Annotated in this window: 23 protein-coding genes; 14 read left to right on the forward strand and 9 right to left on the reverse strand. The window is 55.0% G+C overall.

Translation table 11 applies throughout. From position 1 onward, the window contains the following. Positions 1–112 precede the first annotated feature (112 nt). A complete protein-coding gene (locus H7U06_RS04095) occupies positions 113–1,507 on the forward strand; it encodes an MFS transporter (RefSeq protein ID WP_175624900.1) in 1,395 nt (464 codons plus the stop codon). 54 nt (positions 1,508–1,561) lie between these two features. On the opposite strand, the gene H7U06_RS04100 is transcribed toward H7U06_RS04095, so the two are convergent. Beyond that, positions 1,562–2,296 (reverse strand): anti-sigma factor domain-containing protein, encoded by a 735-nt coding sequence (locus H7U06_RS04100; RefSeq protein WP_175624901.1) that lies wholly within the window; start codon positions 2,294–2,296, stop codon positions 1,562–1,564. Continuing rightward, positions 2,293–2,868, reverse strand: a complete 576-nt coding sequence (locus H7U06_RS04105) for a sigma-70 family RNA polymerase sigma factor (RefSeq protein WP_175624902.1) — start codon at positions 2,866–2,868, stop codon at positions 2,293–2,295. Before H7U06_RS04105 ends, H7U06_RS04100 begins: the two co-directional genes overlap by 4 nt. Positions 2,869–3,081: 213 nt before the next feature. Between H7U06_RS04105 and H7U06_RS04110 the strand changes: the two genes are divergently transcribed. From H7U06_RS04110 to H7U06_RS04125, 4 genes are all read left to right on the forward strand, one after another. Further along, positions 3,082–3,462, forward strand: coding sequence for an RNA-binding S4 domain-containing protein (locus H7U06_RS04110; protein WP_175624903.1), 381 nt, complete (start codon positions 3,082–3,084; stop codon positions 3,460–3,462). Between the two features lie 90 nt (positions 3,463–3,552). Then, positions 3,553–5,343 carry an acyl-CoA dehydrogenase C-terminal domain-containing protein gene (locus tag H7U06_RS04115; RefSeq protein ID WP_175624904.1) on the forward strand — a complete coding sequence of 597 codons (1,791 nt, stop codon included), beginning with the start codon at positions 3,553–3,555 and terminating at the stop codon, positions 5,341–5,343. Between the two features lie 58 nt (positions 5,344–5,401). Continuing rightward, the gene (locus H7U06_RS04120; protein WP_175624905.1) at positions 5,402–7,789 is read left to right on the forward strand and encodes a 3-hydroxyacyl-CoA dehydrogenase/enoyl-CoA hydratase family protein; all 2,388 of its coding nucleotides are present in this window, start codon (positions 5,402–5,404) and stop codon (positions 7,787–7,789) included. Positions 7,790–7,944: 155 nt separating this feature from the next. Next, positions 7,945–9,141 (forward strand): acetyl-CoA C-acyltransferase, encoded by a 1,197-nt coding sequence (locus H7U06_RS04125; protein WP_175624906.1) that lies wholly within the window; start codon positions 7,945–7,947, stop codon positions 9,139–9,141. 83 nt (positions 9,142–9,224) lie between these two features. Here H7U06_RS04125 and H7U06_RS04130 read toward each other — a convergent pair whose 3' ends face one another. After that, positions 9,225–9,971, reverse strand: a complete 747-nt coding sequence (locus tag H7U06_RS04130; RefSeq protein WP_175624907.1) for an SDR family oxidoreductase — start codon at positions 9,969–9,971, stop codon at positions 9,225–9,227. A gap of 95 nt (positions 9,972–10,066) precedes the next feature. On the opposite strand from H7U06_RS04130, the gene H7U06_RS04135 reads away from it, so the two are divergent. Continuing rightward, complete coding sequence (locus H7U06_RS04135) at positions 10,067–10,999, forward strand: AraC family transcriptional regulator (RefSeq protein ID WP_175624908.1); 933 nt, start codon at positions 10,067–10,069, stop codon at positions 10,997–10,999. Between the two features lie 41 nt (positions 11,000–11,040). On the opposite strand, the gene H7U06_RS04140 is transcribed toward H7U06_RS04135, so the two are convergent. Then, on the reverse strand, positions 11,041–11,568 hold the full coding sequence (locus H7U06_RS04140; protein WP_175624909.1) for a GNAT family N-acetyltransferase: 528 nt from the start codon (positions 11,566–11,568) through the stop codon (positions 11,041–11,043). Between the two features lie 305 nt (positions 11,569–11,873). On the opposite strand from H7U06_RS04140, the gene H7U06_RS04145 reads away from it, so the two are divergent. The 4 genes from H7U06_RS04145 (at position 11,874) to H7U06_RS04160 (ending at position 15,425) form a co-directional block, all read left to right on the forward strand. After that, positions 11,874–12,821, forward strand: a complete 948-nt coding sequence (locus H7U06_RS04145; RefSeq protein ID WP_175624910.1) for an ABC transporter substrate-binding protein — start codon at positions 11,874–11,876, stop codon at positions 12,819–12,821. Between the two features lie 55 nt (positions 12,822–12,876). Next, positions 12,877–13,707 carry an ABC transporter permease gene (locus tag H7U06_RS04150; protein ID WP_233588345.1) on the forward strand — a complete coding sequence of 277 codons (831 nt, stop codon included), beginning with the start codon at positions 12,877–12,879 and terminating at the stop codon, positions 13,705–13,707. Further along, positions 13,700–14,497 carry an ABC transporter ATP-binding protein gene (locus tag H7U06_RS04155; protein WP_012080927.1) on the forward strand — a complete coding sequence of 266 codons (798 nt, stop codon included), beginning with the start codon at positions 13,700–13,702 and terminating at the stop codon, positions 14,495–14,497. Before H7U06_RS04150 ends, H7U06_RS04155 begins: the two co-directional genes overlap by 8 nt. 106 nt (positions 14,498–14,603) lie before the next feature. Then, positions 14,604–15,425, forward strand: a complete 822-nt coding sequence (locus H7U06_RS04160; RefSeq protein ID WP_175624911.1) for an alpha/beta hydrolase — start codon at positions 14,604–14,606, stop codon at positions 15,423–15,425. Here the strand turns inward: H7U06_RS04160 and H7U06_RS04165 are convergent. After that, complete coding sequence (locus H7U06_RS04165) at positions 15,422–16,411, reverse strand: GlxA family transcriptional regulator (protein ID WP_175624912.1); 990 nt, start codon at positions 16,409–16,411, stop codon at positions 15,422–15,424. The genes H7U06_RS04160 and H7U06_RS04165 overlap by 4 nt on opposite strands. Positions 16,412–16,658: 247 nt before the next feature. On the opposite strand from H7U06_RS04165, the gene H7U06_RS04170 reads away from it, so the two are divergent. Further along, positions 16,659–17,348: a M24 family metallopeptidase gene (locus H7U06_RS04170; RefSeq protein ID WP_175624913.1), complete on the forward strand. Its 690-nt coding sequence runs from the start codon at positions 16,659–16,661 to the stop codon at positions 17,346–17,348. 22 nt (positions 17,349–17,370) lie between these two features. On the opposite strand, the gene H7U06_RS04175 is transcribed toward H7U06_RS04170, so the two are convergent. Both H7U06_RS04175 and atzF read right to left on the reverse strand, forming a co-directional pair. Next, positions 17,371–18,078, reverse strand: coding sequence for a GntR family transcriptional regulator (locus tag H7U06_RS04175; RefSeq protein WP_175624914.1), 708 nt, complete (start codon positions 18,076–18,078; stop codon positions 17,371–17,373). Positions 18,079–18,098: 20 nt separating this feature from the next. After that, complete coding sequence (gene atzF, locus H7U06_RS04180) at positions 18,099–19,898, reverse strand: allophanate hydrolase (RefSeq protein ID WP_175624915.1); 1,800 nt, start codon at positions 19,896–19,898, stop codon at positions 18,099–18,101. 436 nt (positions 19,899–20,334) lie between these two features. Here atzF and H7U06_RS04185 point away from each other — a divergent pair, with 436 nt between their 5' ends. The 3 genes from H7U06_RS04185 to H7U06_RS04195 all read left to right on the forward strand — a co-directional run bounded on the left by H7U06_RS04185 (position 20,335) and on the right by H7U06_RS04195 (position 24,356). Further along, positions 20,335–21,984, forward strand: coding sequence for an L-lactate permease (locus H7U06_RS04185; RefSeq protein ID WP_175625209.1), 1,650 nt, complete (start codon positions 20,335–20,337; stop codon positions 21,982–21,984). 152 nt (positions 21,985–22,136) lie between these two features. Further along, positions 22,137–23,204 carry a carbon-nitrogen hydrolase family protein gene (locus H7U06_RS04190; protein WP_175624916.1) on the forward strand — a complete coding sequence of 356 codons (1,068 nt, stop codon included), beginning with the start codon at positions 22,137–22,139 and terminating at the stop codon, positions 23,202–23,204. Positions 23,205–23,258: 54 nt separating this feature from the next. Continuing rightward, positions 23,259–24,356: an enolase C-terminal domain-like protein gene (locus tag H7U06_RS04195; RefSeq protein ID WP_175624917.1), complete on the forward strand. Its 1,098-nt coding sequence runs from the start codon at positions 23,259–23,261 to the stop codon at positions 24,354–24,356. Positions 24,357–24,403: 47 nt separating this feature from the next. Here the strand turns inward: H7U06_RS04195 and H7U06_RS04200 are convergent, their stop codons facing one another. Both H7U06_RS04200 and H7U06_RS04205 read right to left on the reverse strand, forming a co-directional pair. Next, a complete protein-coding gene (locus H7U06_RS04200; protein WP_175624918.1) occupies positions 24,404–25,354 on the reverse strand; it encodes a LysR substrate-binding domain-containing protein in 951 nt (316 codons plus the stop codon). 62 nt (positions 25,355–25,416) lie between these two features. Next, positions 25,417–25,878, reverse strand: coding sequence for an NINE protein (locus H7U06_RS04205; RefSeq protein ID WP_175624919.1), 462 nt, complete (start codon positions 25,876–25,878; stop codon positions 25,417–25,419). Positions 25,879–25,881 lie beyond the last annotated feature (3 nt).

Genomic DNA, 25,881 nt, shown 5'->3' on the forward strand with positions numbered 1-25,881 from the left:
CAAAATAGATTTAAACTACGCTCTGTAACGTGGCGCTGATATACATTGGATATATGATCAATGTAGTCGGCGCCACTATTCTTTAGACTGCCGATTAATGGGTTAGAGCGATATGTCCACGCAGAGTAGTGCAACAGCGCAGCAGGGGATGACAGAACAGGACGGCTTGCCGGAGCACGAGCGGCGTTGGGCCATCGTTTCAGTCGCGATCGGTGTCGGCATGGCTTCGCTGGACACGGCGATTGCAAATACCGCCTTACCGGCTATGGCCTTGCAGTTGAACGCGACTCCCGCTGATTCGGTCTGGATCGTGAATATTTACCAGCTGGCGATGGTGGCAACCCTGTTACCGTTTGCTGCGCTGGGCGAGATACTCGGTTATCGCCGCATTGCGATTTTTGGCTTGCTGCTCTTTACCGCTGCTTCGCTGGCTTGTGCCTATGCCTGGTCGCTGCCGACGCTGGTGATTGCGCGTTTCTTTCAGGGTGTCGGAGCCAGCGCCATCATGGGTGTGAATACTGCCTTGCTGCGCTCCATCTATCCGGCGCGCATGCTGGGGCGTGGCCTGGGTACCAATGCACTGGTGGTGGCGGTGGCCTTTGCGGTCGGCCCGACCACCGCTTCGTTGATCCTGTCGGTGTGGTCATGGCCCTGGCTGTTCGCGGTCAATGTGCCGCTGGGTTTGTTTGCCTACTTCCTGGCGCGCAAGGTCTTGCCGCATACCCGCCGTGCCACGCATAAATTCGATGCGTTGACTGCCATCTATAACGCCGGTGCTTTCGGTTTGCTCATCCTCGCCATCGGTGAAGGCGCGCATCTCAGCGATGCCAAAACTGTGGCGCTGGAATTATTCGGCGCGCTGGTTTTCTTCATCCTTCTGTTACGCCGACAAAAAGGGCATGCTGCGCCTATGTTGCCGGTGGATTTGTTTCGCCGTCCGCTCTTCACTTTGTCTGCGTTGACGGCTGTCTGCACCTTTGCAACGCAAAGCCTGGCCTTTGTTTCACTGCCGTTTTACTTTGAATCCGTGCTTGGTCGTTCGGCGATAGAAACCGGCTTCCTGATTACGCCGTGGGCCGTATTGGTCGGCATCATGGCGCCGATAGCAGGACGCCTGAGTGATCACTATCCGCCAGGTTTGCTGGGTGGTATCGGTTTGTCGGTGCTGTCGGCGGGCATGGTGTCGCTGATATTGATGTCGCCTGATGTGTCCGTGTTCGGCATTTGCTGGCGCATGGCGATATGCGGGATAGGCTTCGGCTTTTTCCAGGCGCCTAATTTGCGCGCCATCATGAGTAGCGCACCACCGGAGCGTGGCGGCAGTGCCAGCGGTGTGGTCGCGACTTCGCGCTTGCTGGGACAGGCATCCGGCGCAGCCCTGGTCGCCTTCTGTTTCATCATCTCGGCGCAACACGGTGAAACGCTGGCACTGGGTCTGGGTGCAGTGTTTGCAGCGATCGCCAGTATTGCGAGCTTCATGCGTTTGTTTGTGCAGCAACCCAAATAAAAAAGCGGGTCTCATTCCGAGGCCCGCTTTTTTTATATCACTAAGCTGTCTGACTTAGATGTGCAGCCATGCGCCTTTGAAGACGATAGGTCCGGTCGGACCATTCGGATTTGGCGAGCCACCTTTCGGTTCCAGCGTGACGGCCAACAAAGGAATCGAGTCAGGCGTAGATCCCGCAGGCATAGGCAAGGTCACCGTACCATCGGCGGCGATCAGGCCGAGTGAACGTGGCGCACCGTCTTTCGGTACGGCCCACAATTCCAGACTCTTGTCTTCAGCCACAGCCTGGCGTGTCACCACCTTGATGACCATTTTGTGATTATGCGCATCGCCGGTTACCAGTGCGATAGGTTGCGCCTGTTCGTTGGTCAGTGTGGCCACAAACATAGGTGCTGGCGGCACGGCGACTTCCGGTTGACGTGTCAGCAGGATGGCGATCAGCACAGTAGCCAAAGCAGTCGAGGTCATGCCCAGGCCACGCCAGAAACTCAGGTCTTCGCGCAGGCCTAGCCAGAAGGATTTACGGCTTTGCTGTTCCGCTTTCTTCAAGCCTATCTGTTTCGAAATGGCGCGCCATACTTCCGGCGACGGTTGCTCCGGCGTTGCGAACTCGGACATTGGGTTCAACCTGTCCTGCCATTCGCTGATCGCAAAACGGAGTGCTGCATCATCTTCCAGCCACGATTCCAGGCGTCGACGTGCGCCTCCCTTGAGGGTGCCGAGTGCGTATTCCGCTGCCAGCATTTCCCTTAAGGTTGCATTTTGTCGGACGTTTTGCCGTATGGTCATACGCCCTCCAGTTTAGTCAGGCACAGGCGCAGCTTTTCCAGCCCGCGTCGTACCCAGGTTTTGACGGTGCCTATCGGCAGTGCCAATTGTTCGGCGACTTCGCTATGCGAGAGGTCATGGTAAAAAGCCAGTGCTATGGCTTGCCGGTGCAGGCTTTCCAGCTTGGCAAAGCAGCGTGCCAAAGCCTTGGATTCGTCCGAGATCTGCAATGCTTCGATCGGGGTCGGATCTACACTTTCCAATGCGTCCATGACTTCCTTGTCAAAGTGATCGGCATCGATTTCCACTGCGCCATCGATCCGGCGCAAGGTATCGAATGCCTTGTTACGCACTATGGTGGTCATCCAGGTCATCGGAGCAGCCAGACCAGCTTGGTAGCTGGCTGCGTTGTTCCAGATGCTGACAAAACTTTCCTGTAAGACTTCTTCCGCCAGTTCGCGCTTAACTAATATACGTAGCGCGAAGCCAAACAGTTTCGAAGAAGTTGCATCGTAGAGTTGGCGGAAGGCGTCGCCATCCTTGCGGGCGGTGGCGGCGAGCCAGGTTTTGAGTTGGCGGGTATCAGTTGTCAATTTTCAGTCCGTTTCGAAGTAGGTCGGCGTAAGTGCTTGATTGATAACATTGCTGTACCGTATTTTTTATTCTTGCAATGCGCAGGTTACCTCATGCTACACACAAAAAATATGCTTTTTTTAACAATCTGCGCCGTCCATTGAGGCTCGCGCCACTTCTTTTTCATAGCTGGCTACAATGGGGTTTTACTGACAAACGAGTACGGAAGCACGATGGCGACTGAGAATGTGCGTTTGGATAAGTGGTTATGGGCGGCCCGGTTCTTCAAAACCCGGACGCTGGCGACCGATGCGGTTGACAGGGGCAAAGTGAAACTGGAGCAGGAGCGAACCAAGCCGGCTCGTACGGTCAAATGTGGTGATGTGCTGCAGATAGATAATGGCTCGACCGAGTGGGAAGTCGTCGTGCAGGCTTTATCCGATGTGCGAGGTTCGGCTGAAATGGCGCAGAAGCTTTACACGGAAACCGAACTAAGCCTTATCCAGCGGCAGCACGAAGCGGATCAGCGCAAGTTCTTCAAGGAGCCCGGCCTGGGTATCAAGGGCAGGCCGACCAAGCGCGATCGCCGCTTGCTGGATAAAACCAGTCAATAAGATAGTGTGCAGCGCGTCAAAGTCGCTGTCATGCGCTAGTATTCAACTAGCAATTTAATAAATCAGTAAATCAGCCGCGAGGAGACGTTTATGGGTCAATACATTGCACCGTTACGCGATATGCAATTTGTACTGCACGAATTACTACATGTTGCAGATGAATTGAAGGTTTTACCCAAGCATGCTGAGATCGACGCCGACATCATCAACCAGGTGCTGGAAGAAGGCGGCAAATTCACCTCTGAAGTCCTGTTCCCGCTGAACCATAGCGGCGACCGTGAAGGTTGCAAACTGGACAGCACCACACACGAAGTCACCCCACCCAAAGGTTTCAAGGCCGCCTACGAGCAATACGTGGCAGCGGGCTGGCCATCGCTGACCTGCGATCCGGAATACGGCGGCCAGGGTTTGCCTATGGTGTTGCAGAATTCTTTTTATGAAATGCTGAATTCGTCGAACCAGGCCTGGACCATGTATCCGGGTTTGTCGCACGGTGCTTACGAGTGCCTGTATGCGCATGGTACCGAACAGCAAAAAGCGCTGTACCTGCCGAAGCTGGTGTCCGGTGAATGGACCGGCACCATGTGTTTGACTGAAGCGCAGTGCGGTACCGATCTCGGGCTGTTGCGCTCGAAAGCCGAACCACAGGCAGATGGCTCGTACAAAATCACCGGCAGCAAAATCTTCATTTCTGCTGGCGAGCACGACATGGCTGCCAACATCCTGCATCTGGTGCTGGCTCGCTTGCCGGATGCACCGGAAGGCACAAAAGGAATTTCATTGTTCATCGTGCCTAAATTCCTGCCGGATGCAGATGGCAAGCTGGGCGCGCGCAATCCTATCTTCTGCGGCGCACTGGAGGAGAAAATGGGCATACACGGCAATGCGACCTGCCAGATGAATATCGATGGCGCTACCGGCTGGCTGATAGGCGAACCGAACAAAGGCTTGAACGCGATGTTCGTGATGATGAATGCGGCACGTCTCGGCGTTGGCATGCAATCGCTGGGTCTGACCGAAGTGGCGTATCAGAATGCCCTGGTCTACGCAAAAGACCGCCTGCAAATGCGCAGCCTGACCGGACCAAAAGCGACTGACAAACCAGCTGATCCCATCATCGTGCATCCCGACGTACGTCGTATGCTGCTGACGGCCAAGGCCTATGCCGAAGGTGGTCGTGCGTTCAGCTCCTACGTCGCGCTGCAAATCGACAAGGAATTGAATCATCCGGATGAGGCAGTACGAGCCGAAGCGGTGGATGAAGTCGCATTGTTGACACCTATCATCAAAGCCTTCCTCACTGATAACGGCTGGATCTCGACTTCGGAAGCGATGCAAGTCTATGGCGGCCACGGCTTCATCTCCGAATGGGGCATGGAGCAATACGTGCGCGACTCGCGCATCAATATGATTTATGAAGGCACCAACACCATCCAGTCGCTGGATTTGCTGGGCCGCAAAATCCTGCTGGATAACGGTGCCAAGCTGCGTAAATTCGGCGCCAAGATACAAGCCTTCATCGAAGAAAACGGCACCGATGAAGCGATGTCGGAATTCATCACGCCATTGGCGGATCTTGCCGACAAGGTCACCAAGCTGACAATGGAAATCGGCATGAAAGCTTTTCAGAATCCGGATGAAGTCGGCGCGGCTGCTGTACCTTATCTGCGCGTGGCCGGTCATCTGGTCTATGCCTACTTCTTTGCGCAAATGGCGAAGATCGCATTGGCCAAACAGGATGACAGCGATCCATTCTATAAATCCAAGCTGGCGACCGCGCGCTTCTACTTTGCACGCCTGTTGCCGGAAACCGCGATGCTGATACGCCAGGCACGCGCCGGTTCAGCCAGTCTGATGGCACTGGATGCTGAATTGTTTTGAACTTCAGGCCAGCTCGTTACGATAGAAAAATACGCATTACTCATTGAGAGGTTTAGGCATGTCAAATTTCATCGTCAGGAAAGTCGCCGTATTGGGCGCGGGCGTGATGGGCGCGCAAATTGCCGCGCATTGCGTGAATGCCAAAGTGCCGGTCATATTGTTCGACCTGCCAGCCAAGGAAGGCCCGAAAAACGGCATCGTCTTGCGCGCGGTCGAGAACCTTAAAAAACTCAGTCCGGCACCTTTGGCGAACGTTGATTACGCGCCTTTGATCGAAGTGGCGAACTACGAAGATGACCTGGAAAAGCTCAAGGATTGCGACCTCATCATCGAAGCGATCGCCGAGCGCATGGACTGGAAGCATGACCTGTATAAAAAGGTTGCGCCGCACATCGCAGCCAACACCATCTTTGCATCGAATACTTCCGGCCTCTCCATCACTGCATTATCCGAAGGATTTGCAGCGGATTTGAAAGCCCGTTTCTGCGGTGTGCACTTCTTCAACCCGCCGCGTTATATGCATCTGGTGGAATTGATACCGACCGCCGCGACCAAAGCGGAAATCCTTGATCAGTTGGAAGGCTTCCTCACTTCGACCCTGGGCAAGGGTGTGGTGCGTGCCTACGATACGCCTAACTTCATTGCCAATCGCGTCGGTATCTTTGGCATGCTGGCTACCATGCATGAAGCTGAAAAATTCGGCCTCACCGTGGACGTGGTGGATGACCTGACCGGTAGCAAGCTGGGACGTGCCAAATCAGGCACCTTCCGCACTGCCGATGTGGTCGGTCTCGACACCATGGCGCATGTGATCGCCACCATGCAAAACACTTTGCAGGACGATCCTTTCTTCCCGGTATATAAAACGCCGGACATCCTCACCAAGCTGATAGGTGGCGGCGCACTCGGACAAAAAGCCGGTGCCGGGTTTTATAAAAAAGTCGGCAAGGATATCCTGCGCATCGATCCGGCCAAAGCAGATTACGTCGCCGGTGGCGGCAAGGCAGATGACTTGATCGGCCGCATCCTGAAAGAAAAAGATCCGGCCAAGCGCATGAAAGCGCTGCACGACTCCACCAATCCACAAGCGCAATTCCTGTGGGCCATCTTCCGCGATGCCTTCCACTACATTGCCGTGCATCTGGAATCCATCGCCGACAACGCACGCGACATAGACTTCGCCTTGCGCTGGGGCTTCGGCTGGAATAATGGCCCGTTCGAAACCTGGCAAGCCGCAGGCTGGCAACAGATCGCGACCTGGGTCAAGGAAGACATAGATGCAGGCAAGGCACTCAGCAATGCGCCGTTGCCGGCATGGGTATTCGACGGACGCAATGGCGTGCATGCGGCGGATGGTTCATGGTCGCCCAAGCAAAAGAAAAACATTCCGCGCTCCCATCTTCCTGTCTATCAACGCCAGGCCTTCCGCGCTGCGCTGGTTGGTGACAATGGTGCGAATGGTCAGACAGCAGGTACCACCGTATTTGAAGATGAGTCTGTACGCATCTGGCATCAGGATGATGAAGTCCTCATCCTGTCCTTCAAAACAAAAATGCACGTCATCGGTGCCGGCGTCACTGCAGGCATCAAGCGCGCGATAGAAGAAGCAGAGCAGAACTACAAAGGCCTGGTCATCTGGCACGCGGATGCCGCCGAAGGAGGCGCGTTCTCGGCGGGTGCTGATTTGCAATCGATGCTGCCGCTCTTCATGTCTGGCGGTGTGAAAGCGATAGAGCCCGAAGTCGTCAAATTGCAGCAGGCGCACCAGGCATTGAAATATGCGAATGTGCCGGTGGTTGCCGCGGTCGCCGGACTGGCGCTGGGCGGTGGCTGCGAATTGCTCCTGCATGCCGCCAAGCGTGTTGCTTCGATAGAGTCCTACATTGGTCTGGTTGAAGTCGGCGTCGGCCTCATTCCTGCCGGTGGTGGTTTGAAAGAGGCGGCTGCACGAGCAGCTAATGATGCGCGCGGTAACGACATTCTGCAATTCCTCAAAAACTACTATATGAATGCGGCGACGGCTGCGGTCTCGCGTTCCGCACTGGAAGCACAAACCATGGGTTACCTGAAGAGCGATGACATCATCGTCTTCAATGCCTATGAATTGCTGCACATCGCGAAGACGCAGGCACGTGCCATGTTCGACGCAGGCTATCGTGCACCACGTAAAGCACTGGTGCCTTTGACCGGTAAATACGGCCTGGCGACGATAGGTGCGCAGCTCCTCAATATGCGTGATGGTGGTTTCATCTCGGCACATGATTACAAGCTCGGCATGATGATTGCGGAAGTCGTCAGCGGCGGTGACATCGAGCAGGGCAGCCTGGTCGATGAACAATGGCTGCTGGATCACGAGCGCAAGGCCTTCATGGAATTGCTGAACAACCCTAAAACCCAGGAACGCATCATGGGCATGATGCAGACCGGCAAACCAGTGCGTAATTGAAGAGGCGATTAAGCTACTGCGCGAACCAATCTCGACGCTGTGATGCTCGCTGTACCGACGTACAGCTGCGCTTCTCGCGCCGACCTTGATTCGCTCGCTACGCTTACTCACCCCTTCCGATACTTAAATAAGCGAAGTTCCCTTAGGAGCATAAGATGAGCAAACAACTTCAAGATGCCTACATCGTTGCCGCGACACGTACGCCTATCGGTAAGGCGCCACGCGGGATGTTCAAGAATACGCGGCCGGATGATTTGCTGGTGCATGCCTTGCAATCAGCTTTGGCGCAAGTGCCATCGTTGGATCCGAACCTGATTGAGGATGCCATCGTCGGCTGTTCTTTCCCGGAAGCGGAGCAGGGTTTGAACATGGCGCGCATGGGCGTGCTGCTGGCAGGTCTGCCGAAGACCGTGGGCGGTGTCACAGTGAATCGCTACTGCGCATCCGGCCTGACCGCAATTGCCATGGCAGCGGACCGCATCCGTGTGGGCGAGGCTGATGTCATGATCGCTGCCGGTGCCGAGTCCATGTCCATGGTACCTATGATGGGCCACCATCCGTCGATGAACATGGGCATCTTCAAGGAAGAAAATATAGGCATGGCCTACGGCATGGGCCTGACCGCAGAGAAAGTCGCGACGCAATGGAAAGTCAGCCGCGAAGCACAAGATCAATTCGCACTGAATTCACACCTGAAAGCATTAGCGGCGCAGCAAAGCGGCGAATTTAATAATGAAATGACGGCGGTGGAAATCGTCGAGCGCTTCCCGAATCTGTCGACTGGCCAAATTGATGTCAGCACCCGCATCGTGAACATGGATGAAGGCGCACGTGCCGACACCAACCTCGAAGCACTCGCCAAACTGCGCCCAGTGTTTTCGCCTAAAGGGTCAGTCACTGCAGGCAACAGCTCGCAAACTTCGGATGGTGCAGGGGCGCTCATCCTGGTCAGCGAAAAAATCCTCAAGCAATTCAACCTGACACCGCTGGCACGCTTCGTCTCCTTCGCCGTGCGCGGCGTACCACCGGAAATCATGGGCATAGGTCCGAAGGAAGCGATTCCGGCCGCCTTGCGTGCTGCAGGCCTGAAGCAGGATCAGATGGACTGGATAGAGCTGAATGAAGCCTTTGCCGCGCAAGCCTTGGCTGTTATTCAGGATCTGGGCCTTGATCCGGCCAAGGTCAATCCTATGGGCGGCGCGATTGCGCTGGGCCATCCATTGGGCGCGACTGGTGCGATTCGCTCGGCGACCGTGGTGCATGCACTGCGTCGCAAGAATCTGAAGTATGGGATGGTGACGATGTGCGTGGGTACGGGTATGGGGGCTGCGGGGATTTTTGAGAAAATGTAAGGCAACACCGCCTCATAAAAAAGCACAGGATTTATACCCTGTGCTTTTTTTCTGCCCGATGGCCTTGTTCATTCCGTCCGCGATCAACTCTGCTCGAACCATTCAACGGCATCGGCGCCAGCAGGAACACGGAATGCAGTCGTATTGTCTTGCGTCACTTGCCAGACCACTTTGGCGACATCGATCGCATGCGTTACTGCACCCTGGTAGTTCTGGAATCCCGACAGCACTGCATTCATGGTGGCTGCATAGTCATCAGGAAATGTCTGCGCGACCCGTGCATGAGCATTGCTGGCAAATGCGGTTTCCGGTGCCATGCCGGGCAATACCGTACCCACCCTGATATTGAATTCCTGCAGCTCCAGTGCCAGCGATGCGGTGAATGCGACTATCGCTGCCTTGCTGGCCGTGTAGACCGGTAGCAAAGGTAGCGTTTTCAACGTCACAGACGATGCCACGTTGACGATGACACCGGATTTGCGTGCGCGAAACTGCGGGAGCAGGGCTTGCGTCATGGCCATAGTGCCAAACGTATTTGTCTCAAACACATCGCGTACCGCATCCATGCTCGTGCTTTCGAATGGTCCCAGCATGCCGACACCGGCATTGTTTACCAGGACATCCACGGGGCCGGCTTCCTCGACTGCACGACGTATGCTCGCGGCATCTGTCACGTCTAGTTGCAGGATGCGTAAGTGCTCGGATTGCGGCAAAACATCAGCGCGTGGTGTACGCATGGTGGCGATGACATTCCAGTTGCGTTCCAGGAAATATTTGGCGATTTCAAGACCGAATCCGGATGAACAGCCAGTGATTAAAACGGTTTTCATGTGCGTCCTCTCATCAATAGGGAGGCTCAACGATAGTCGTGATGCGGCAAACCATCTACAATAGAAAATCTTAAATTTGTTTGCGAGAGTCCGAAATGGTTGATCCTTTGACCTCGGTTGTCACCCTTCTTCAGCCCAAGATGGCGTATTCAAAAATTGTGACCGGTGCCGGGCGCTGGGGTGTACGCGGTGAATTCGATGATGCGCCCTTGTTCTGTTGCGTCGTCCTGGAAGGGAGGATGCGCTACATGGTTGACGAGTCGCCATTGATAGTTGAAGCAGGCGATTTCCTGCTGATTCCTTCGATGTCGAAATTCTCGGTATCGAGTTTCGACGTGCCTGCCGATCACGAATGGCAAACGGAACCTGCATTGCTGGAAAACGGCGAGCATCGCAATGGTTTGCTATCAGTCGATGCCGATGTGAGAACGCTGGTCGGTTTCTGTCATTTGACTTCGCCAGATTCTGCCTTGCTTTTGACGCTGCTGCCGAAGCTGGTTCATATTCGTGGCGACCTCCGCCTGTCGGCGCTGGTTCAGTTGGTCATAGATGAGTCGCGCTCACAGCGACCCGCACGGGAAGTGGTACTTGAGCGCCTGCTTGAAGTGTTGCTGATAGAGGCTTTACGTTCGTCCAACAATGCGGGGACTTCACCCGGCCTGTTGCGTGGACTCGCCGATATTCGTCTGGCGAATGCCATACGGTGCATCCATGAAAATCCGGAGCAGCCGTGGACTGTTGCACTGCTGGCGAAAGCATCGGCGCTGTCGCGTTCCACTTTCTTTGAGAGATTCAGCACGGCTCTGGGTGTCACGCCGATGGATTATCTGCTGTCGTGGCGGATGGCATTGGCCAGAAATTTTCTTGAGCAGAAAAAGAGCATTGCAGAAGTGGCGGCGTTGGTCGGCTACAGTTCATCAAGTACTTTTACCGTTGCTTTCACTCGTCACACCGGTATGCCGCCTGGTCAATATTCCAAATCGCGCCTCCTTGCGGCGGTGGCCGACAAGGTGGATGCTGTTTCATGAATTGTTTTCAACTTTGAACGAGTGCTAGATAAAGCTCTCTGCTATTTGATGGCCGTTGCGATCGATAGTCGCATAGCAACTCGCCTGCTTGCTGGCAAACCATACTTCACCTCTGCATCAAGCAATTGCCTTAAGCGTTGTTCTACCGACGCAGACACAATCTGAAATCCGAGTTGTGCATACCAGGGGGCATTCCAACTAACATCGCTGAAGGTCGTTAAGGTGAGTGCAGACAAACCACGATCCGATGCATGTTTGTATGCCTCCTGCACCAATCGTTTACCTATGCCCATGCGCTGAAAGTCTGCGTGAACGGAAAGCTCCCAAATATGCAGTTCATCATCGAACTCCTCTGTGCAGATAAAACCTATGACTTGTCCGGCATCAGTCTGTGCAACCCAGACAGTCCCTAGCGAGATAAGGCATATAAGTACGGGCTCGGACAAAGTGTCACTGTCAGCAAGCCATTCCAGACCTGGTGCTGTTTTGAATAATTGGGCTGCCGACTTTTCGATGACGGGTAACAGCGCCGCATCTTGCAGACAGGCGGGACGGATAGAAAATTCCATATCTAAGGTGTGTAGCAATCAGATTTAAATTCTACGACAGAGGCATGATAAGCATCTGTTAGCAAAGTAATGCACTCAAGCAGTGCAAGCACGCACCACGGCGACCCCCTGCGCCTGCATCCGGCGCAATCCCTCATCTCCCTCTGAACACAGTCAGCAATTTGTCGACTATTTGCCGAAAAATCGTAGTGGCACAGACCTTGCTATGACGTAGTTAAGCTTGTACACAAGAAGGTATTCTAATTACCGATCTGGTGTTGGCAGGCCGAATGCGCGCTTACTCGTCAACTTAATAAGGATCAGCCATGCACCCACGCAGAAAATTTATTGCCTCCCTGATTGCAGCATCGTTTGTCTGTGCCGCAGCGTCTACATCAGCACTGGCAGCGGATCAGGTGATCCGTGTCGGCACTCTTAAACTGATGCATGGCATCACGCCTTACTTCTACGATAAGTTCACACCACCGGGCTACAAGATAGAAGTGATCCCGTTTGAAACACCAACCGATGGCAAGAATGCAGTCGTGACCAAATCAGTTGATTTCGGTACCTACGGCCTGGCAGCAGCGACATTGGGTGCAGCAGCAGGTGAGCCGGTCGTGATCGTCGCAGCGCAGTGCAATCGCGGCATGGCAGTGGTGGCACGTGCTGACAGCAAGATCGCTTCCATCAAGGATTTGAAAGGCCAGCGCGTCGGCATCCTGCCTGGCTCGACGCAGGAAGTGGTGATTCTCGATCGCCTGAAACAAGAGGGCATGACTGTAAAGGACATCAAGCCTGTGCGTGTCTCTTTCAGTGAGATGGCTTCCGCACTGGAACGCAATGATATCGATGCATTCGTCGGTGCAGAACCTGGTCCATCCATCAGCGTCAGCCGTGGCATCGGCAAGATAGTTGAGTACCCGTATTCGACGCCGACCGGCACCGTGAATATGGTCATGACCACGCACGCAGATAACCTGAAAAACAAACAGGAACTGATCAAGGTCTTCCTGAAGATACATCGTCAGGCTACCGAGTACGCAATGGCGAATCGTGGCGCCTTCGTCGAGATGTCGGAACAGAAGCTGGGCTTGCCAGCCAAGGTCGTAGAGCTGGCCGCGCCTAACGTCGAGCTGACCTGGAAACTCGATGATGAATGGATCAAGCGTGCCAAGTACTACGGTTCGCAAATGCTGGACAAGAAACAAATCCGCCAGTTGCCTGATTACGGCAAGTTCATTGATGCCAGCTTCAATCAGCAAGTGAAGTAAGCATGACGTATCAAGCAGCAAGTATCTAGCTTAGTTTTATCTGGAAGGATTTATCGTGGAACAAACCGTCGAGTTACCGATGAAAGTTGTCAGGCCTGAGTTGTGGCCGCGTATCAAGCGTAGCCTGACGCCGTTGATAGTGCCCCTGTTGTTGCTGTTGGGCTGGCATGTGGGTGTCAAGGCGTCAGGTACGCAGTTGATCCCGCTGCCCAAGGACGTCGGCCTGATGTTGTATGACTTCGCGTTCGGCGGTATCTACGACGATGCCTTCAGCGAAACCTTGCCGCTGCATTTATGGAAATCGGTCACGCGCGTCTACGGTGGTTTCTTCGCCGCCGCGCTGGTCGGTATTCCGCTCGGTTTGCTGATCGGTCGCATCAAGGTAATACGCGAGTTGCTCGATCCGACCTTGCAGTTGCTGCGTCCAGTACCGGTGACTGCGTGGTTGCCGCTGTCGATGATTTTCTTCGGCATTGGTCCGAACGCAGCGATTTTCCTGGTCTTCCTCGGTGCGTTTTATCCGATTGTTTTTAATACGACTTTTGGTGTGAAGGCAGTTGATAACCGTTTGTTTGAAGCGGCGCTGATGCTGGGCTGTAATGGCTCATCGTTGTTCCGTCAGGTAGTGCTGCCTGCTGCAATGCCATCCATCCTGAATGGCTTGCGTCTGGGGCACGGCTTCGCCTGGATTCTGATCGTGGTCGGTGAGATGACAGGTGTACCGGAAGGCCTGGGTGCGGTGATTATGGATGGTCGCATGTTGTCGCGTACCGACCTGGTGATTGCAGGCATGGTCGTGATCGGCATCGTTGGTTACAGCACCGATCGCATCCTGGTCGCGATCAACAATTATTTACTCAAATGGAGCCCGCAACATCATGTCTGATACATACTCCGAACGTCGCCCTTTACCGGCGATAGATATCAAAGGCGTCAGCAAGGTTTTTTCGATAGGCGGACAAACCGTGCAGGCTTTGCGTGAAGTGAACCTGACCATTAACAAAGGCGAGTTCGTATGCCTGATCGGTGCTTCTGGTTGCGGTAAATCGACGCTGTTGCGCATCATGGCTGGATTTGAAACGACTTCTTCCGGTAGCGCGAATATGTATGGCATGCCTATCGATGGACCCAGCCCGGAGCGCGGCATGGTGTTCCAGGATTACGGCTTGTTCCCGTGGTTGACCGTGAAAGAAAACATAGGCTTCGGTCAGCGTCAGCGTAATCTGCCCAAGGCCAAGCTGGAAGAACTCTCGGCTTATTACACCGATATGGTTGGACTGACCAAATTTGCCAATTACTATCCGGGGCAGTTGTCCGGCGGAATGAAGCAACGTGTGGCGATAGCCCGTGTGCTGGCGAATGATTGCGAAGTCTTGCTGATGGATGAGCCGTTCGGTGCGCTGGATGCGTTGACACGTGAAAAACTGCAGCAGGATTTGCTGGAAATATGGGAACGTACCAAGGTGACCGTCGTGTTTGTCACGCATGCGGTAGAGGAAGCCGTGATGCTGTCGGATCGGGTGGTGGTGATGACAGCTGGCCCGGGCCGCATCGAAGAAGATATCAAGCTGGATCTGGCACGTCCGCGCGATATTACGGCGGTCGAGTTCAATGAAATCCGGCGCGATATTACCCAGTATTTGACCAGTCACGTATCGGCCAAAGTCGCAGCCTGAAGTTGGCAGCAAAATAGTCGTAAAGGCGGAAATTCGCGCTACCATGGCATAGGATTTCCGCCCATGCGGAAAAAAGAGCCAAATAAAATAACAACGTGAATCCGCTATGAATTCGATATATCACGGCATGGACCAGGCCGCTCTGGACGCCGGTTACAACAACTCGCTGGCGGTCAAGGACAGTCCCGCCATATTGAAAGATTTTGATCAGCGCAGTGCGGCTTTGCGCGCCGAGTACGGGCAGCGGCTAGACCTGCGCTATGGCCCGGCAGAACGCAATCGCATCGATTACTTTGCCGGCAACAAGCCGGGACCGCTGCTAGTGTTTATCCACGGCGGCTACTGGCAAATGCGGGCCAAGGAAACCTTCAGCTTTCTCGCTGCAGGACCGTTGGCGCACGGCATGCATGTCGCGCTGATTGGTTATACGCTGGCACCGGATGCGACATTGACTGAAATCGTGGCAGAGGTAAGGGCGGGCATAGCCTGGTTGCGGCAGCATGCCGCAGAGTTTGGCGCTGACGTGGAACGCATCGTCGTATCCGGTTGGTCGGCCGGTGGGCACCTGACTGCCATGTGCGTCGATGAGCCCGGTGTGATCGGTGGTGTGGCGATCAGCGGCATCTATGACCTGGAACCGATACGCCTGTGCTACCTGAATAACAAACTGCAACTGAGTGCAGCGGAAGAGAAGGAGCTGAGCCCGTTACTGCTGCCGCTCAGTCCACGTCCGTTGACGCTGATGTATGGTTCGGATGAATTAGCCGAGTTGCAGCGTCAGTCCGAGCAATTCGGTGCAGCGCGTAATGCCTTGCCAGGCGCGCTGGTGCCGCTGGCGCAGCGCAATCACTTTACTATCCTCAATGATCTGGCCGCGGTCGATGGCGCGATTACGCGTGAAGTGTGCGTCATCGCCGGGATCGCTTAATTTGGCGCAGCGGCTATCGTGGCGTCAGAGCGGAAACGCTGGCGGTAGTCGCTCGGTCCTATACCCAATCGTTTCGAGAAGATGCGGCGCAGCGTAGCTGCATTCGTCAGTCCGCAACGGCGGGCAATTTCACTCAGGCCGAGATCGGTCGATTCCAGATAACGACGTGCCGCATCGATGCGGGCGTCATTGACGAAATTCATCAGTGTTAAACCGGTTTCCTGCTTGAAGACGCGCGACAGATTGCGCGCACTCATTTGCATTTCATCGGCGATGCTGAGCAGCGTATGCTCAACGTTGAGGTTGTTGAGTACATAGTTCTGTACCGCGGCAACCGGCGAATCGTTCTTGACCTGGACTTCCAGCAGCGGACTGAATTGCGACTGTCCGCCAGCGCGGCGCAGGTAGACGATGAGATACTTGGCCACATCGAGTGCCATTTGTTTGCCGAAATCTTCTTCTATCAACGCCAGCGACAAGTCTATGCCCGCCGTCACGCCAGCCGTGGTGTAGAGACTGTCGTCCTTCACATAAATCCGGTCAGGCTCTACCGTCGCCTTGCGGAACATGGACGCCAGGCGTGCGGCATCCATCCAGTGTGTGGTGACGGTCTTGCCATTGATCATGCCCGCCGCACCCAGTGCGAATACACCGTTACAGATCGCGCCTATGCGACGGCAGCTTTCGCCTTGCGCCGCCAGCCAGTCGGTCAGCGTGGTGTCTTCCAGGATGTCGAACACCCCAAGCCCGCCCGGCACGATCAGCGTATCAAAGTGCGGGCAGGGATCAAAGATGGTGCGATCCGGCATGACGGTCAGTCCGCTGGATGACTGGATAGGCCCGCGCGTGGTGGCGATAGTCAGGATTTCATATTCGCATTCGCCATTGCTGAGTACTTTGACCTCGGCAAAGGCGTCGCCGGGCGCAGCGATGTCCAGCATCTGGAAACGGGGGAAGACGACGAGGCCTATCGTAATTTTGCGCATGAAAAGTGGTGTGCAGAAAAATTCGGGATTGGTAAAAATCTGTGCAAATCATACCTGATGCAGGCCGCCAGTTGCATATAGACAGAATCAGGGGGGCAAGCATTGCTTTGGCAGGATAGCCGTCATGTTTGGCGGATTAAGACCGCAGACTATGGTTTTGCTTTTTGCTCTTGCTTTGCATACTGGATACGGGTTCAGCACAGCTCATTTCGGGATGTGCGACTGGTTATTCAATCAGGAGAGCAAGATGGAAGTAGCAATATCCAGTGCCGAGGATGTAGGCCCGGCTTTTTCAGTAGATGGCATGTTGCAGGCGCGCGCCAAAACTCGTGAAGCGATACGTACCATCGCCGCGCTGGTGCGACCGGGCATGGTGGAAGAGGATGCGGTCGACATGGCGAAACGTACGCTGATCGCTTCCGGCCTGGATCTGACCTGGCATCCGACGCGCATACGGTTCGGCAGGAATACCATGAAGGCGATGAAGCAGGCTTCCGAGCCGGGCATCGTGTTGCAGGAAAACGATATTTTCTTTATCGATATGGCACCGCGTTTTGCAGCATGGGAAGGGGATGGCGGCGCATCCTTTGTAGTCGGCCAGAACGCCGAGTACGCACGCTGTGCTGCCGATGCAGAAGAGATTTTTCATGTCGTGCGCAAGGTCTGGCTAGAGGAGCGGGCGAGCGGACAAGAGCTATATCGCTACGCCGAACAGCAAGCGCGGCAACGTGGCTGGGAATTGAACTTTGACCTGCCCGGCCATCGCGTATCTGACTTCCCACATGCGGCCATACACACGGGTTCGCTGGCCGATTTTGCAGCGACACCATCCGGCATGCGCTGGATACTGGAAATCCATATCCGTCATCCGGAACAGCAGTTTGGTGCCTTCTTTGAAGACATGCTGCTGGACGACAGCAGCTATATCGTCGCTTGATCCGTATCAGTTGCCGATCCGCTCAGGCCGATAGCTGCGCCGCCAGCCGCGCCTGGTGCAACATCTGTATTGTGATTTTCTTCACTTCAGATTGACTCAGGGCGATGTGGGCGCGCAGCAGGTCCTTGGCCTGACAGCTGCGTTTCTCGATGATGGCACGCAGGATGTGTGCATGTTCGGTATAGGTGACTTCTATGCGCATTTCCTTGGTGAATTCGAGACGACGGATGACGCGTATGCGTTCGGTGATTTCGTGATGTATGCGTGCCATCTCGACGTTGCCACTGGCTTCTACCAGTTGTTCGTGGAAGCGTTCGTCATGCACCGAGAGTGTAGGCACATCTGTGATGCGTTCATGTTCCGGTACGAACCAGAGCGCAGCCAGTTCCTGCAATAGTGGCGGTGTTTCCGGCATCGTGCACAATTGCTCGACGGCAGCGCATTCGAGCACGCTGCGTACGTCGTACAGTTGCTCAAACATCTGGAAATCGAAGGGCCTGATTTGCCAGCCTGCTTTGTGCAAGACTTCTACATAGCCTTCACGCTGCAAACGGAATAATGCTTCGCGTACTGGCGTACGGCTCATTTGCAGGCGCTCGCTCATTTCGTTTTCGCTAAAGCGATCACCGGGCAGGAAGTGGAAATCAAAGATATCCGCTTTCAGCCGGGTGTAGGCTTGTGAGGCGAGGCTGTCCGGCAGGACTTTGGCAAATTTAAGCTTGGGGATCATGGTGCATTCCAAAAGTCAGTTCAGGCTGCCTTGTTGCAATATGCGCGCCAGCCGCCGTAGGTTGTAATGTCCTGCGCACTTTCCAGTGCATAGGGTTCACAGATGAAACCTTTCACCAGCCTGCCGTCGGCCAGTTCCAGCGTGCCTATACCCAGTGGCGCGGGTACACCAGCGACAAAGGAGCCGAAGGCGGTGAGCGGGATATCCCATAACTCCACAGCAATCGCAGCGCCATCCTTGCTGCGCACCAGACCGGGCTTGGGCGGGACGGTTTGTGCCAGTGCGTACAGACGGTAATTGCTGGCGGTTAGTGTGCTTTCTACCAGCATGGCTTGGCGTTCCGTCAGCTCACGATTCAGTGGCATGCCGGTCAGGTGTGCACCTACCACGGCGATGCGCAAGTGACCTGCCGGTACTTGCTCCTTGGTCGATGTCGTTGCGTCAGCCCCGTTATAAGGCAATCCGGTAGCACCACGCGTCAGCCCTGTTTGCGCCTGCCAACGTTTTCCGTAGGCAGCCAAGGCCTGATCCGACCAGGCCGGGCCTATCAGCGTCAGTCCGAACGGCAGGCCGTCGTTACGCAGGTTGGCCGGTACGGCCAGAGCGCACCAGTTCAGCAGATTGACGTAGTTGGTGTACTTGCCCATGTGGCTGTTGAGGCGAACCGGGTCTGCAGCGACGTCTGCGATTTTGTAATGCGTCGGTGCGGTCGGTACCAGCAAGGCATCGACCGAGGCCATGATCTTGTCGGCAGCGCGCTTGAGGTCAGCCAGCTTGTATTGCGCATTGAAGGTATCCGCCGCAGAGAATTCCTGCGCGCGGAAGATGATGTTGCGTACGACCGGATGGATGGCATCCGCATGTTCTTCGGCGAAGGCTGCAATGGCGGCGTAGCGTTCGGCTACCCATGGGCCATCGTAGAGCAGGGCGGTGACTTGATCGAAGAGTGAGAAGTCGAGCGGTATGCATTCCGCGCCGCTGGCGCGTACTGCATCCAATGCCTTTGCATAAGCCGTTTCGGCCACAGCATCACCATAGAATTCGGGTGCAGCCGGGATGCCGAAACGCGGTTTGGCTGGCAGCGTGGTTGACACTTGTTCCGGACGCGCACGGGAATAGGCATCTGCGTCATCGTAGCCCGCAGCTTGTGTATAGACCAGTTCTGCATCAGCGACGGTGGTCGCGAAAATGGAAACGCAATCCAGCGTACGGCATGCCGGTACTACGCCACGTCCGCTGAGTGAACCTACCGTTGGTTTCAGTCCGACGATATTGTTAAGTCCTGCCGGTACGCGACCCGAACCTGCGGTATCGGTGCCGAGTGAAAACGGTACCAGGCCACGCGCAACGACCGAGGCAGAACCGGAACTGGAGCCACCGGAAACATATTCCGCATCGAAGGTATTTGGCACGACGCCGTAAGGAGAGCGGATGCCGACCAGGCCGGTAGCGAATTGATCAAGATTGGTTTTGCCGATGACGATAGCGCCTGCATCCAGCAAGCGCTGTACCACGGTCGCATGTTGTTCCGCGATGTAGGCAAATTCGGGGCAGGCCGCAGTGGTACGTATGCCTGCTACATCGATATTGTCCTTGGCCGCAAACGGTACCCCGTACAAAGGCAGCTTGCTCAGATCCGGATTGGATACACGTCTGGCTTCCAGCGCTTCTAATTGCGTTGCCAGATAAGGCTGGTCTATCAGCGTGATCCAGGCGGCATCATCCTGCGCCATGCTGTCCAGCAAGCCGGGAAGTAAAGATGCCGGTGTTGCACCGTCGCGGTAAGCGTTTTGCCAATCAACTATAGTCCATCCCAACATTTTGAATACCCTCATGTATACAAGTTTGTATTTGTCTTAGCATGAGTCATGCCAGTGGAAATTGGCAAGCTTTTGCTCACGGCAGGGCAGATGTGTGCACTCTTGCATGTGGCCTGTTTCGCCTTGGTGCGGGCGCGCACTTTTCGAGTGCGTTTGTATGTTGCGTACGATAAGAGTGCGCTTTCTTTTGCAATTTTTCTCTCGCTACTCTCGTCAATTCTCTCTGTTGTTTTTCGCTGATGTTCATGTCGCGAAACACTTCACTTCTCATAGCAAATTTCATTTTGCTTCACATCGGATTGCATCCTTTTCACGCCTTCGCCGGAATCAGCTATGACAGAATTTGCGTCGCTGTTCAGCTGTAAAGATCAATTAAAAAAATGACGTCGGCTTCATGCCTGCTAACGATTACCCCCATTTCCTGGGAGACTAAATGATGTGGTCACACGTGTACGATCCTTTTAACAACGCGCTACTTTCAACGCTGGCGGCGGCAGTACCTGTCGTCGTGATGTTGTCGGCGTTGGCTTTCTTTCATATCAGGGCACATATTGCCGCGCTGCTCGGTCTGGGCTCGGCTATCGTGGTCGCGATATTCTGTTTCACCATGCCTGCTTCGAGTGCGCTGTCGTCCGCTGCATACGGCGCGGCGAATGGTCTGATGCCTATCGGCTGGATCATCCTGAACGTCATTTTTCTGTATCAACTCACCGAGCGTAAAGGCTACTTCAAGGTGCTGCAGGAAAGTATCACCGGCATTACGACGGACCGACGTTTGCAACTGTTGCTGGTGGCGTTTTCCTTCGGTGCATTCTTTGAAGGTGCAGGTGGCTTCGGCACGCCGGTAGCAGTAACTGGTGCGATGCTGATTGGACTTGGTTTCGCTCCGCTGGCTGCTTCCGGTTTGTCGCTGATTGCGAATACCGCACCGGTAGCGTTCGGTGCACTGGGTACGCCCATCATCGCGCTGGCTGGCGTGACCGGACTCGACATGCTGCAACTGTCGGGCATGGTAGGTCGTCAGTTGCCGGTGTTTTCCATGCTGGTGCCATTTTGGTTGATCTGGGCCTTCTGCGGTTTCCGCGGCATGCTGGCTGTGTGGCCTGCGATCCTGGTGGCTGCTGCTGCGTTCGCGGTACCGCAATACCTGATTTCCAACTTCCACGGACCGTGGCTGGTGGACGTCGGTGCAGCGATTTCGTCTATGGTCTTGCTGACCCTGTTCCTGCGCGTATGGAAACCGGCCACGATCTGGACTTCGGCTGCTGGCAAGTTCAAGGCTGCGCCACAACAACAGCAAGCGTCAGTGATCCATACCCATACACGTGAGGCGGTGATACGCGCGTGGTTGCCGTGGTTCATTCTGTCGGTGCTGGTGTTCCTGTGGGGTATACCGGGCTGGAAGAAGATGCTGGACGGCATTTCGGTGCTGCGCTTCGAATGGCCGTGGTTGCATATGTTGACGCAAAAAATGCCACCAGTCGCTTTGCATCCGCATGTGGAAGCCGCCATCTTTAACCTGAACTGGTTGTCTGCAACCGGTACCGGGATTTTCATTGCGTCGATGATTTCCGGCCTGGTGATGGGCTATCGCTTCAAGCAATTGTTTGTCGTGTATTGGGACACGCTGAAGATACTGCGTCACTCACTGATCGCCATCGCCGCGATGCTCGCGCTCGGTTACATCACACGTTACTCCGGCATGGATTCGACCCTGGGTCTGGCATTTGCCCACACCGGTGCCTTTTATCCTTTCTTCGGTACTTTGCTGGGCTGGATGGGCGTCGCACTGACTGGTTCCGATACTGCAGCGAATGTCCTGTTCGGCGGCTTGCAAAAAACTACCGCAGAGCAGCTGGGCTTGAATCCTGTGTTGATGGCATCAGCCAATTCATCGGGCGGCGTGATGGGCAAGATGATCGATGCGCAATCCATCGTGGTGGCCGCAACGGCCACCAAGTGGTACGGCCATGAAGGCGAGATCCTGCGCTATGTCTTCTTCCATTCGATCGCACTGGCTTGTCTGGTTGGTCTGTTCGTCACCTTGCAGGCGTATGTGTTCCCGTTCACCCGCATGGTCTGGTAGCGGCTCTGGCATTAGGGATGCAGTTTTCCTGCATCCCGGATGCAAATCATTTCAATCTGTAAAGCGCTCTTTTTTCGCTGTACCCCGCCTATAGTGGCACGTGACTTTCGGACTCACTATCCGGACTCAAAATATATTTTAGGAGAGTAGTAATGAAGGAATATCCAAAATTCAAGGCTGCAGCATGTCATGCAGCGCCTATCTATTTCGACACCCCTGCCACCATTGATAAAGCTTGCGACCTGATCGCTGAAGCTGCGCGCAATGGCGCTTCGTTGATTGCATTCCCGGAAGCGTTTGTCTCTGCATTCCCGATCTGGTGTGGTGTATGGGCGCCAGTTGAAACGCATGAATTCTTTTTCAAGCTGGCTTCGTCAGCGATAACAATCAATGGCCCGGAAGTAGCGCAGTTGCGCGAAGCAGCACGTCGTCATGGCGTGTTTGTTTCGATGGGTATCAATGAAGGCACACCTGTCAGCATGGGCTGTGTCTGGGATACCAACATCCTGATCGGCGACGACGGCAGCATCCTGAATCGTCATCGCAAACTGATCGCCACCCATTGGGAAAAGCTGGCATGGGCCAGCGGTGATGGCAGTGGTTTGCGCGTGGTCGATACACGTATCGGCCGCATCGGCGCACTGGTGTGCGGTGAAAACACAAACGCGCTGGCGCGCTTCTCACTGATGGCGCAAGGCGAAAACGTACACATCTCCGCATACTCGCCACGTTGGCCTACCCATCCTTCCGGCGAAGTGGCGTATGACCTGGAAGCATCGATCCGCTTGCGTGCCGGTGCTGCTGCGTTTGAAGGCAAGATGTTCAACATCGTTGCTTCCGGCTTCCTGCCACCAGAAGCGATTGACATGATCAGCCGCAATGATCCGCGCGTACGTCGCCTGATGGAAGAAGCATCGAAGAGCGTTTCCATGATCATGGGCCCGGATGGCATGCCTATCAGCGACACCTTGCAGGATGAAGAAGGCATCGTCTATGCCGATATCGATCTCGCCAAATGCGTCGTACCTAAACAATTCCAGGATGTGGTCGGTTACTACAATCGTTTCGATGTATTCGAATTGAAGGTCAATCGTCGCGCATTGACACCAGTCGAGTTCAATGACGCAGAAGCGGAAACCGAGCGCGCGCAGTTTGCTGCCGAGCTCGGACCTTTGCCTGCACTGTCACGTGTACCTGACGGCAGCGACCGTTTGCAATAAGGTTAAGCCGCCTTTACGAAGGCGGTGTTTTCATTTTTAGATAGCAGGGTGATTATGTCTTTACCTCTCATCACTGAAATGCGTGTACGTGCGTTGATCGTACCGCTCGCACAACCACTGAAAACGGCGAGCGGTACGGTGCAAGCAGCACCCATGCTATTGCTGGATGTACAGACGGATGCCGGTGTTTGCGGTCATGCGTATATCTTCACGTACACGCCGCTGGTGCTGGGCGCAGTCAAACAACTGGCGACTGACCTGAACTTGTTGCTCGAAGGTCAGCCGCTGGATCCGCTGGGGCTGACGAATAGTCTGCGTAGCCGCTTCATGCTGATCGGTACCTATGGCCTGGTGGACATGGTGCTGGCCGGTATCGACATGGCGGTGTGGGATGCGCATGCGAAGTTTCTTCAGCTGCCGCTGGTGCGTGCGCTGGGTGGCAGCGTAGGCAGTGGTACTGCGGCTGACGGTATCCCTGCGTATGCCAGTTTCGGTATGGATGGGATGGCAGATGCGGTCAAGCATGTGGCCGCTGCAGTGGAGCGCGGCTTCAAGGCGATCAAGATCAAGATCGGCTATCCGACCTTGCAGGAAGATATTGCGGTGGTGCGTGCAGCGATCAAGGCGACGGAAGGTGCGGCGCGCCTGATGGTCGATTACAACCAGAGTCTGGATGTGGCTGAAGCGATGGTGCGTTGTCCGGCGCTGGATGATGAAGGTTTGCTGTGGATAGAGGAGCCGACCCGTTACGACGACAACTGTGGTCATGCGCAAATTGCAGCTGCCATCAAAACGCCGCTGCAGCTAGGCGAAAACTTGTGGGGGCCTCGTCAGGTAGCAGAGAGCCTGCGCATGAAGGCATCGGATTACATGATGCCGGACCTGATGAAGATAGGTGGCGTGTCGGGCTGGATGCAAACGGTCGGTTTGTGCGCGGCGAATAATGTGCGTGTCTCGAATCACTTCTTCCAGGAAATCAGCGTGCATTTGCTGCGCGTGACACCGACTGCGCATTACATAGAGTATTTCCAGATGGCAGATCCGATATTGGTCGACCCATTGCAGGTACGCAATGGCAACGCGATCGTACGGGATAGTCCTGGCAACGGTATCCAGTGGAAAGAGGAAGCCGTTGAACGTTACACCCTCTGAAGATGGTGTGTCTCTTTAGGCAGTGCCCCGCGCGTGCGAGGTACTGCCTATTTTTTTCTTTTGCCTGATGGTTTGCTGGCCAGCGCCAATGCCTGCATCGCATCTTCACGCTCAAGGTCGCTGCGCAGCCAGTTGATTACTTCCAGCGACTCCGTATGTTGCAAGGCTTCCGGCAAGCAAGTTGCGAAGTAGGAATAGGCAGGCTTCGCACTCAAATCAAACACCGGTACCAGGCGCCCGCTGGCGGTCAGTGAGGCTGCCATTTTCGGACGCGCCAGCGCGACGCCGTGACCCCATGCCGCTGCCTGCATGCAGGACCCGATATCGACGAATTGCAGTGTACCGACCGGCTCGCGCCAGTCCAGACCGGCCGCCTGGAACCATGGATGCCACGGTTCTATCGTGCAGCGTAGCAAGGTCGCGCGCTGCAGGTCTTCGTAAGTCTCAAACGGACCGTGTTGCGCCAGGTATTCCGGGCTGCACATAGGCACCACATCTTCATCGAGTATGCGCGTGACGTGATAACCGGGATAGTGGCCTATGCCGAAACGTATTTCTATATCCGAATCGTCTGCTTTCAAACCGACCAGTGGCACTGATAGCTGTAACTCAAAACGCAGTGCCGGGAAATTTTCCTGCAACGAGCTCAGGCGCGGAATGATGATCTGATAGGCAAAGGTCGGTGGCGCGGCGATGCGCAATTGCTTTTTAACTTTGCTGCTGGCAGCGGGATTGCGCCCGAAGTGACTCAGTGTATTCAGCGCATTGCGCACCGCTTCCAGGTAAGCCTGGCCATCGGCGGTGAGGACTGCTTCGCCGCTGGTCTTGCGAAACAGTTGCAGATTGGTCGCTTCTTCCAGTTGCTTGATGCGATGACTGACGGCGCTCGGTGAAATGCACAATTCGCGCGCGACCAGTACGCCGCTGCCCAGGCGTGCACGCGCTTCAAATGCAATCAGGCAAGGAATCGGTGGCAGGCGGAAATCGATAGTAGACATGGATGCGCTATTTCGATGGTGATGTGCAATGAACGATTATAGAGCGCTATGCGGAGATGCGATTAACCGTAAGCACCACCAGTGAGAAATAAATCTGTCATGCGTGCCATGCTGATGACGATGGTGGTGAATGTGCAGGCGAAAGTGAGCACGATCAGGATGACGACAGACCAGCGCGAGTCGGATTGTTGTGCCGACAGTTCGTTATGTTTCGCATCCCATTTCTCATCCGGTGTGAGGCCGATCACGAGCGCTTCTATCCACGCCGCGAAGACGGGAATAGGAAACAGGCTGAGCAGATTCAGCGCCAGCGAACTCGATGTCTGCGCGACGAACAGGGTCAGGATGAAAAGAACAAAAGCACAGAAGTAAATCCAGGCCCAGAAGTCCTTGCGACCATATAAGTAAAAACGATGTGCACCGGTGCCGCCGAGCAAGACTGCCAGCAAAGTGGTGCTGGTCTTGCTCTTGTGTTTGCTGCTTAGTAGTGGTGTGTGACGTGATGATGAATGCGATGCAGGCATGTT

It is taken from the genome of Herminiimonas sp. Marseille-P9896, from assembly GCF_903993245.1.
GTDB lineage: Bacteria > Pseudomonadota > Gammaproteobacteria > Burkholderiales > Burkholderiaceae_D > Oxalicibacterium > Oxalicibacterium contaminans.

What these genes read in the sequence shown, in the direction of transcription:
- H7U06_RS04095 (WP_175624900.1), top strand. Translation starts at nt 113, where the DNA reads ATGTCCACGCAGAGTAGTGCAACAGCGCAGCAGGGGATGACAGAACAG.
- H7U06_RS04100 (WP_175624901.1), bottom strand. Translation starts at nt 2,296, where the DNA reads ATGACCATACGGCAAAACGTCCGACAAAATGCAACCTTAAGGGAAATG.
- H7U06_RS04110 (WP_175624903.1), top strand. Translation starts at nt 3,082, where the DNA reads ATGGCGACTGAGAATGTGCGTTTGGATAAGTGGTTATGGGCGGCCCGG.
- H7U06_RS04115 (WP_175624904.1), top strand. Translation starts at nt 3,553, where the DNA reads ATGGGTCAATACATTGCACCGTTACGCGATATGCAATTTGTACTGCAC.
- H7U06_RS04120 (WP_175624905.1), top strand. Translation starts at nt 5,402, where the DNA reads ATGTCAAATTTCATCGTCAGGAAAGTCGCCGTATTGGGCGCGGGCGTG.
- H7U06_RS04125 (WP_175624906.1), top strand. Translation starts at nt 7,945, where the DNA reads ATGAGCAAACAACTTCAAGATGCCTACATCGTTGCCGCGACACGTACG.
- H7U06_RS04130 (WP_175624907.1), bottom strand. Translation starts at nt 9,971, where the DNA reads ATGAAAACCGTTTTAATCACTGGCTGTTCATCCGGATTCGGTCTTGAA.
- H7U06_RS04135 (WP_175624908.1), top strand. Translation starts at nt 10,067, where the DNA reads ATGGTTGATCCTTTGACCTCGGTTGTCACCCTTCTTCAGCCCAAGATG.
- H7U06_RS04140 (WP_175624909.1), bottom strand. Translation starts at nt 11,568, where the DNA reads ATGGAATTTTCTATCCGTCCCGCCTGTCTGCAAGATGCGGCGCTGTTA.
- H7U06_RS04145 (WP_175624910.1), top strand. Translation starts at nt 11,874, where the DNA reads ATGCACCCACGCAGAAAATTTATTGCCTCCCTGATTGCAGCATCGTTT.
- H7U06_RS04155 (WP_012080927.1), top strand. Translation starts at nt 13,700, where the DNA reads ATGTCTGATACATACTCCGAACGTCGCCCTTTACCGGCGATAGATATC.
- H7U06_RS04160 (WP_175624911.1), top strand. Translation starts at nt 14,604, where the DNA reads ATGAATTCGATATATCACGGCATGGACCAGGCCGCTCTGGACGCCGGT.
- H7U06_RS04165 (WP_175624912.1), bottom strand. Translation starts at nt 16,411, where the DNA reads ATGCGCAAAATTACGATAGGCCTCGTCGTCTTCCCCCGTTTCCAGATG.
- H7U06_RS04170 (WP_175624913.1), top strand. Translation starts at nt 16,659, where the DNA reads ATGGAAGTAGCAATATCCAGTGCCGAGGATGTAGGCCCGGCTTTTTCA.
- H7U06_RS04175 (WP_175624914.1), bottom strand. Translation starts at nt 18,078, where the DNA reads ATGATCCCCAAGCTTAAATTTGCCAAAGTCCTGCCGGACAGCCTCGCC.
- atzF (WP_175624915.1), bottom strand. Translation starts at nt 19,898, where the DNA reads ATGTTGGGATGGACTATAGTTGATTGGCAAAACGCTTACCGCGACGGT.
- H7U06_RS04185 (WP_175625209.1), top strand. Translation starts at nt 20,335, where the DNA reads ATGTGGTCACACGTGTACGATCCTTTTAACAACGCGCTACTTTCAACG.
- H7U06_RS04190 (WP_175624916.1), top strand. Translation starts at nt 22,137, where the DNA reads ATGAAGGAATATCCAAAATTCAAGGCTGCAGCATGTCATGCAGCGCCT.
- H7U06_RS04195 (WP_175624917.1), top strand. Translation starts at nt 23,259, where the DNA reads ATGTCTTTACCTCTCATCACTGAAATGCGTGTACGTGCGTTGATCGTA.
- H7U06_RS04200 (WP_175624918.1), bottom strand. Translation starts at nt 25,354, where the DNA reads ATGTCTACTATCGATTTCCGCCTGCCACCGATTCCTTGCCTGATTGCA.
- H7U06_RS04205 (WP_175624919.1), bottom strand. Translation starts at nt 25,878, where the DNA reads ATGCCTGCATCGCATTCATCATCACGTCACACACCACTACTAAGCAGC.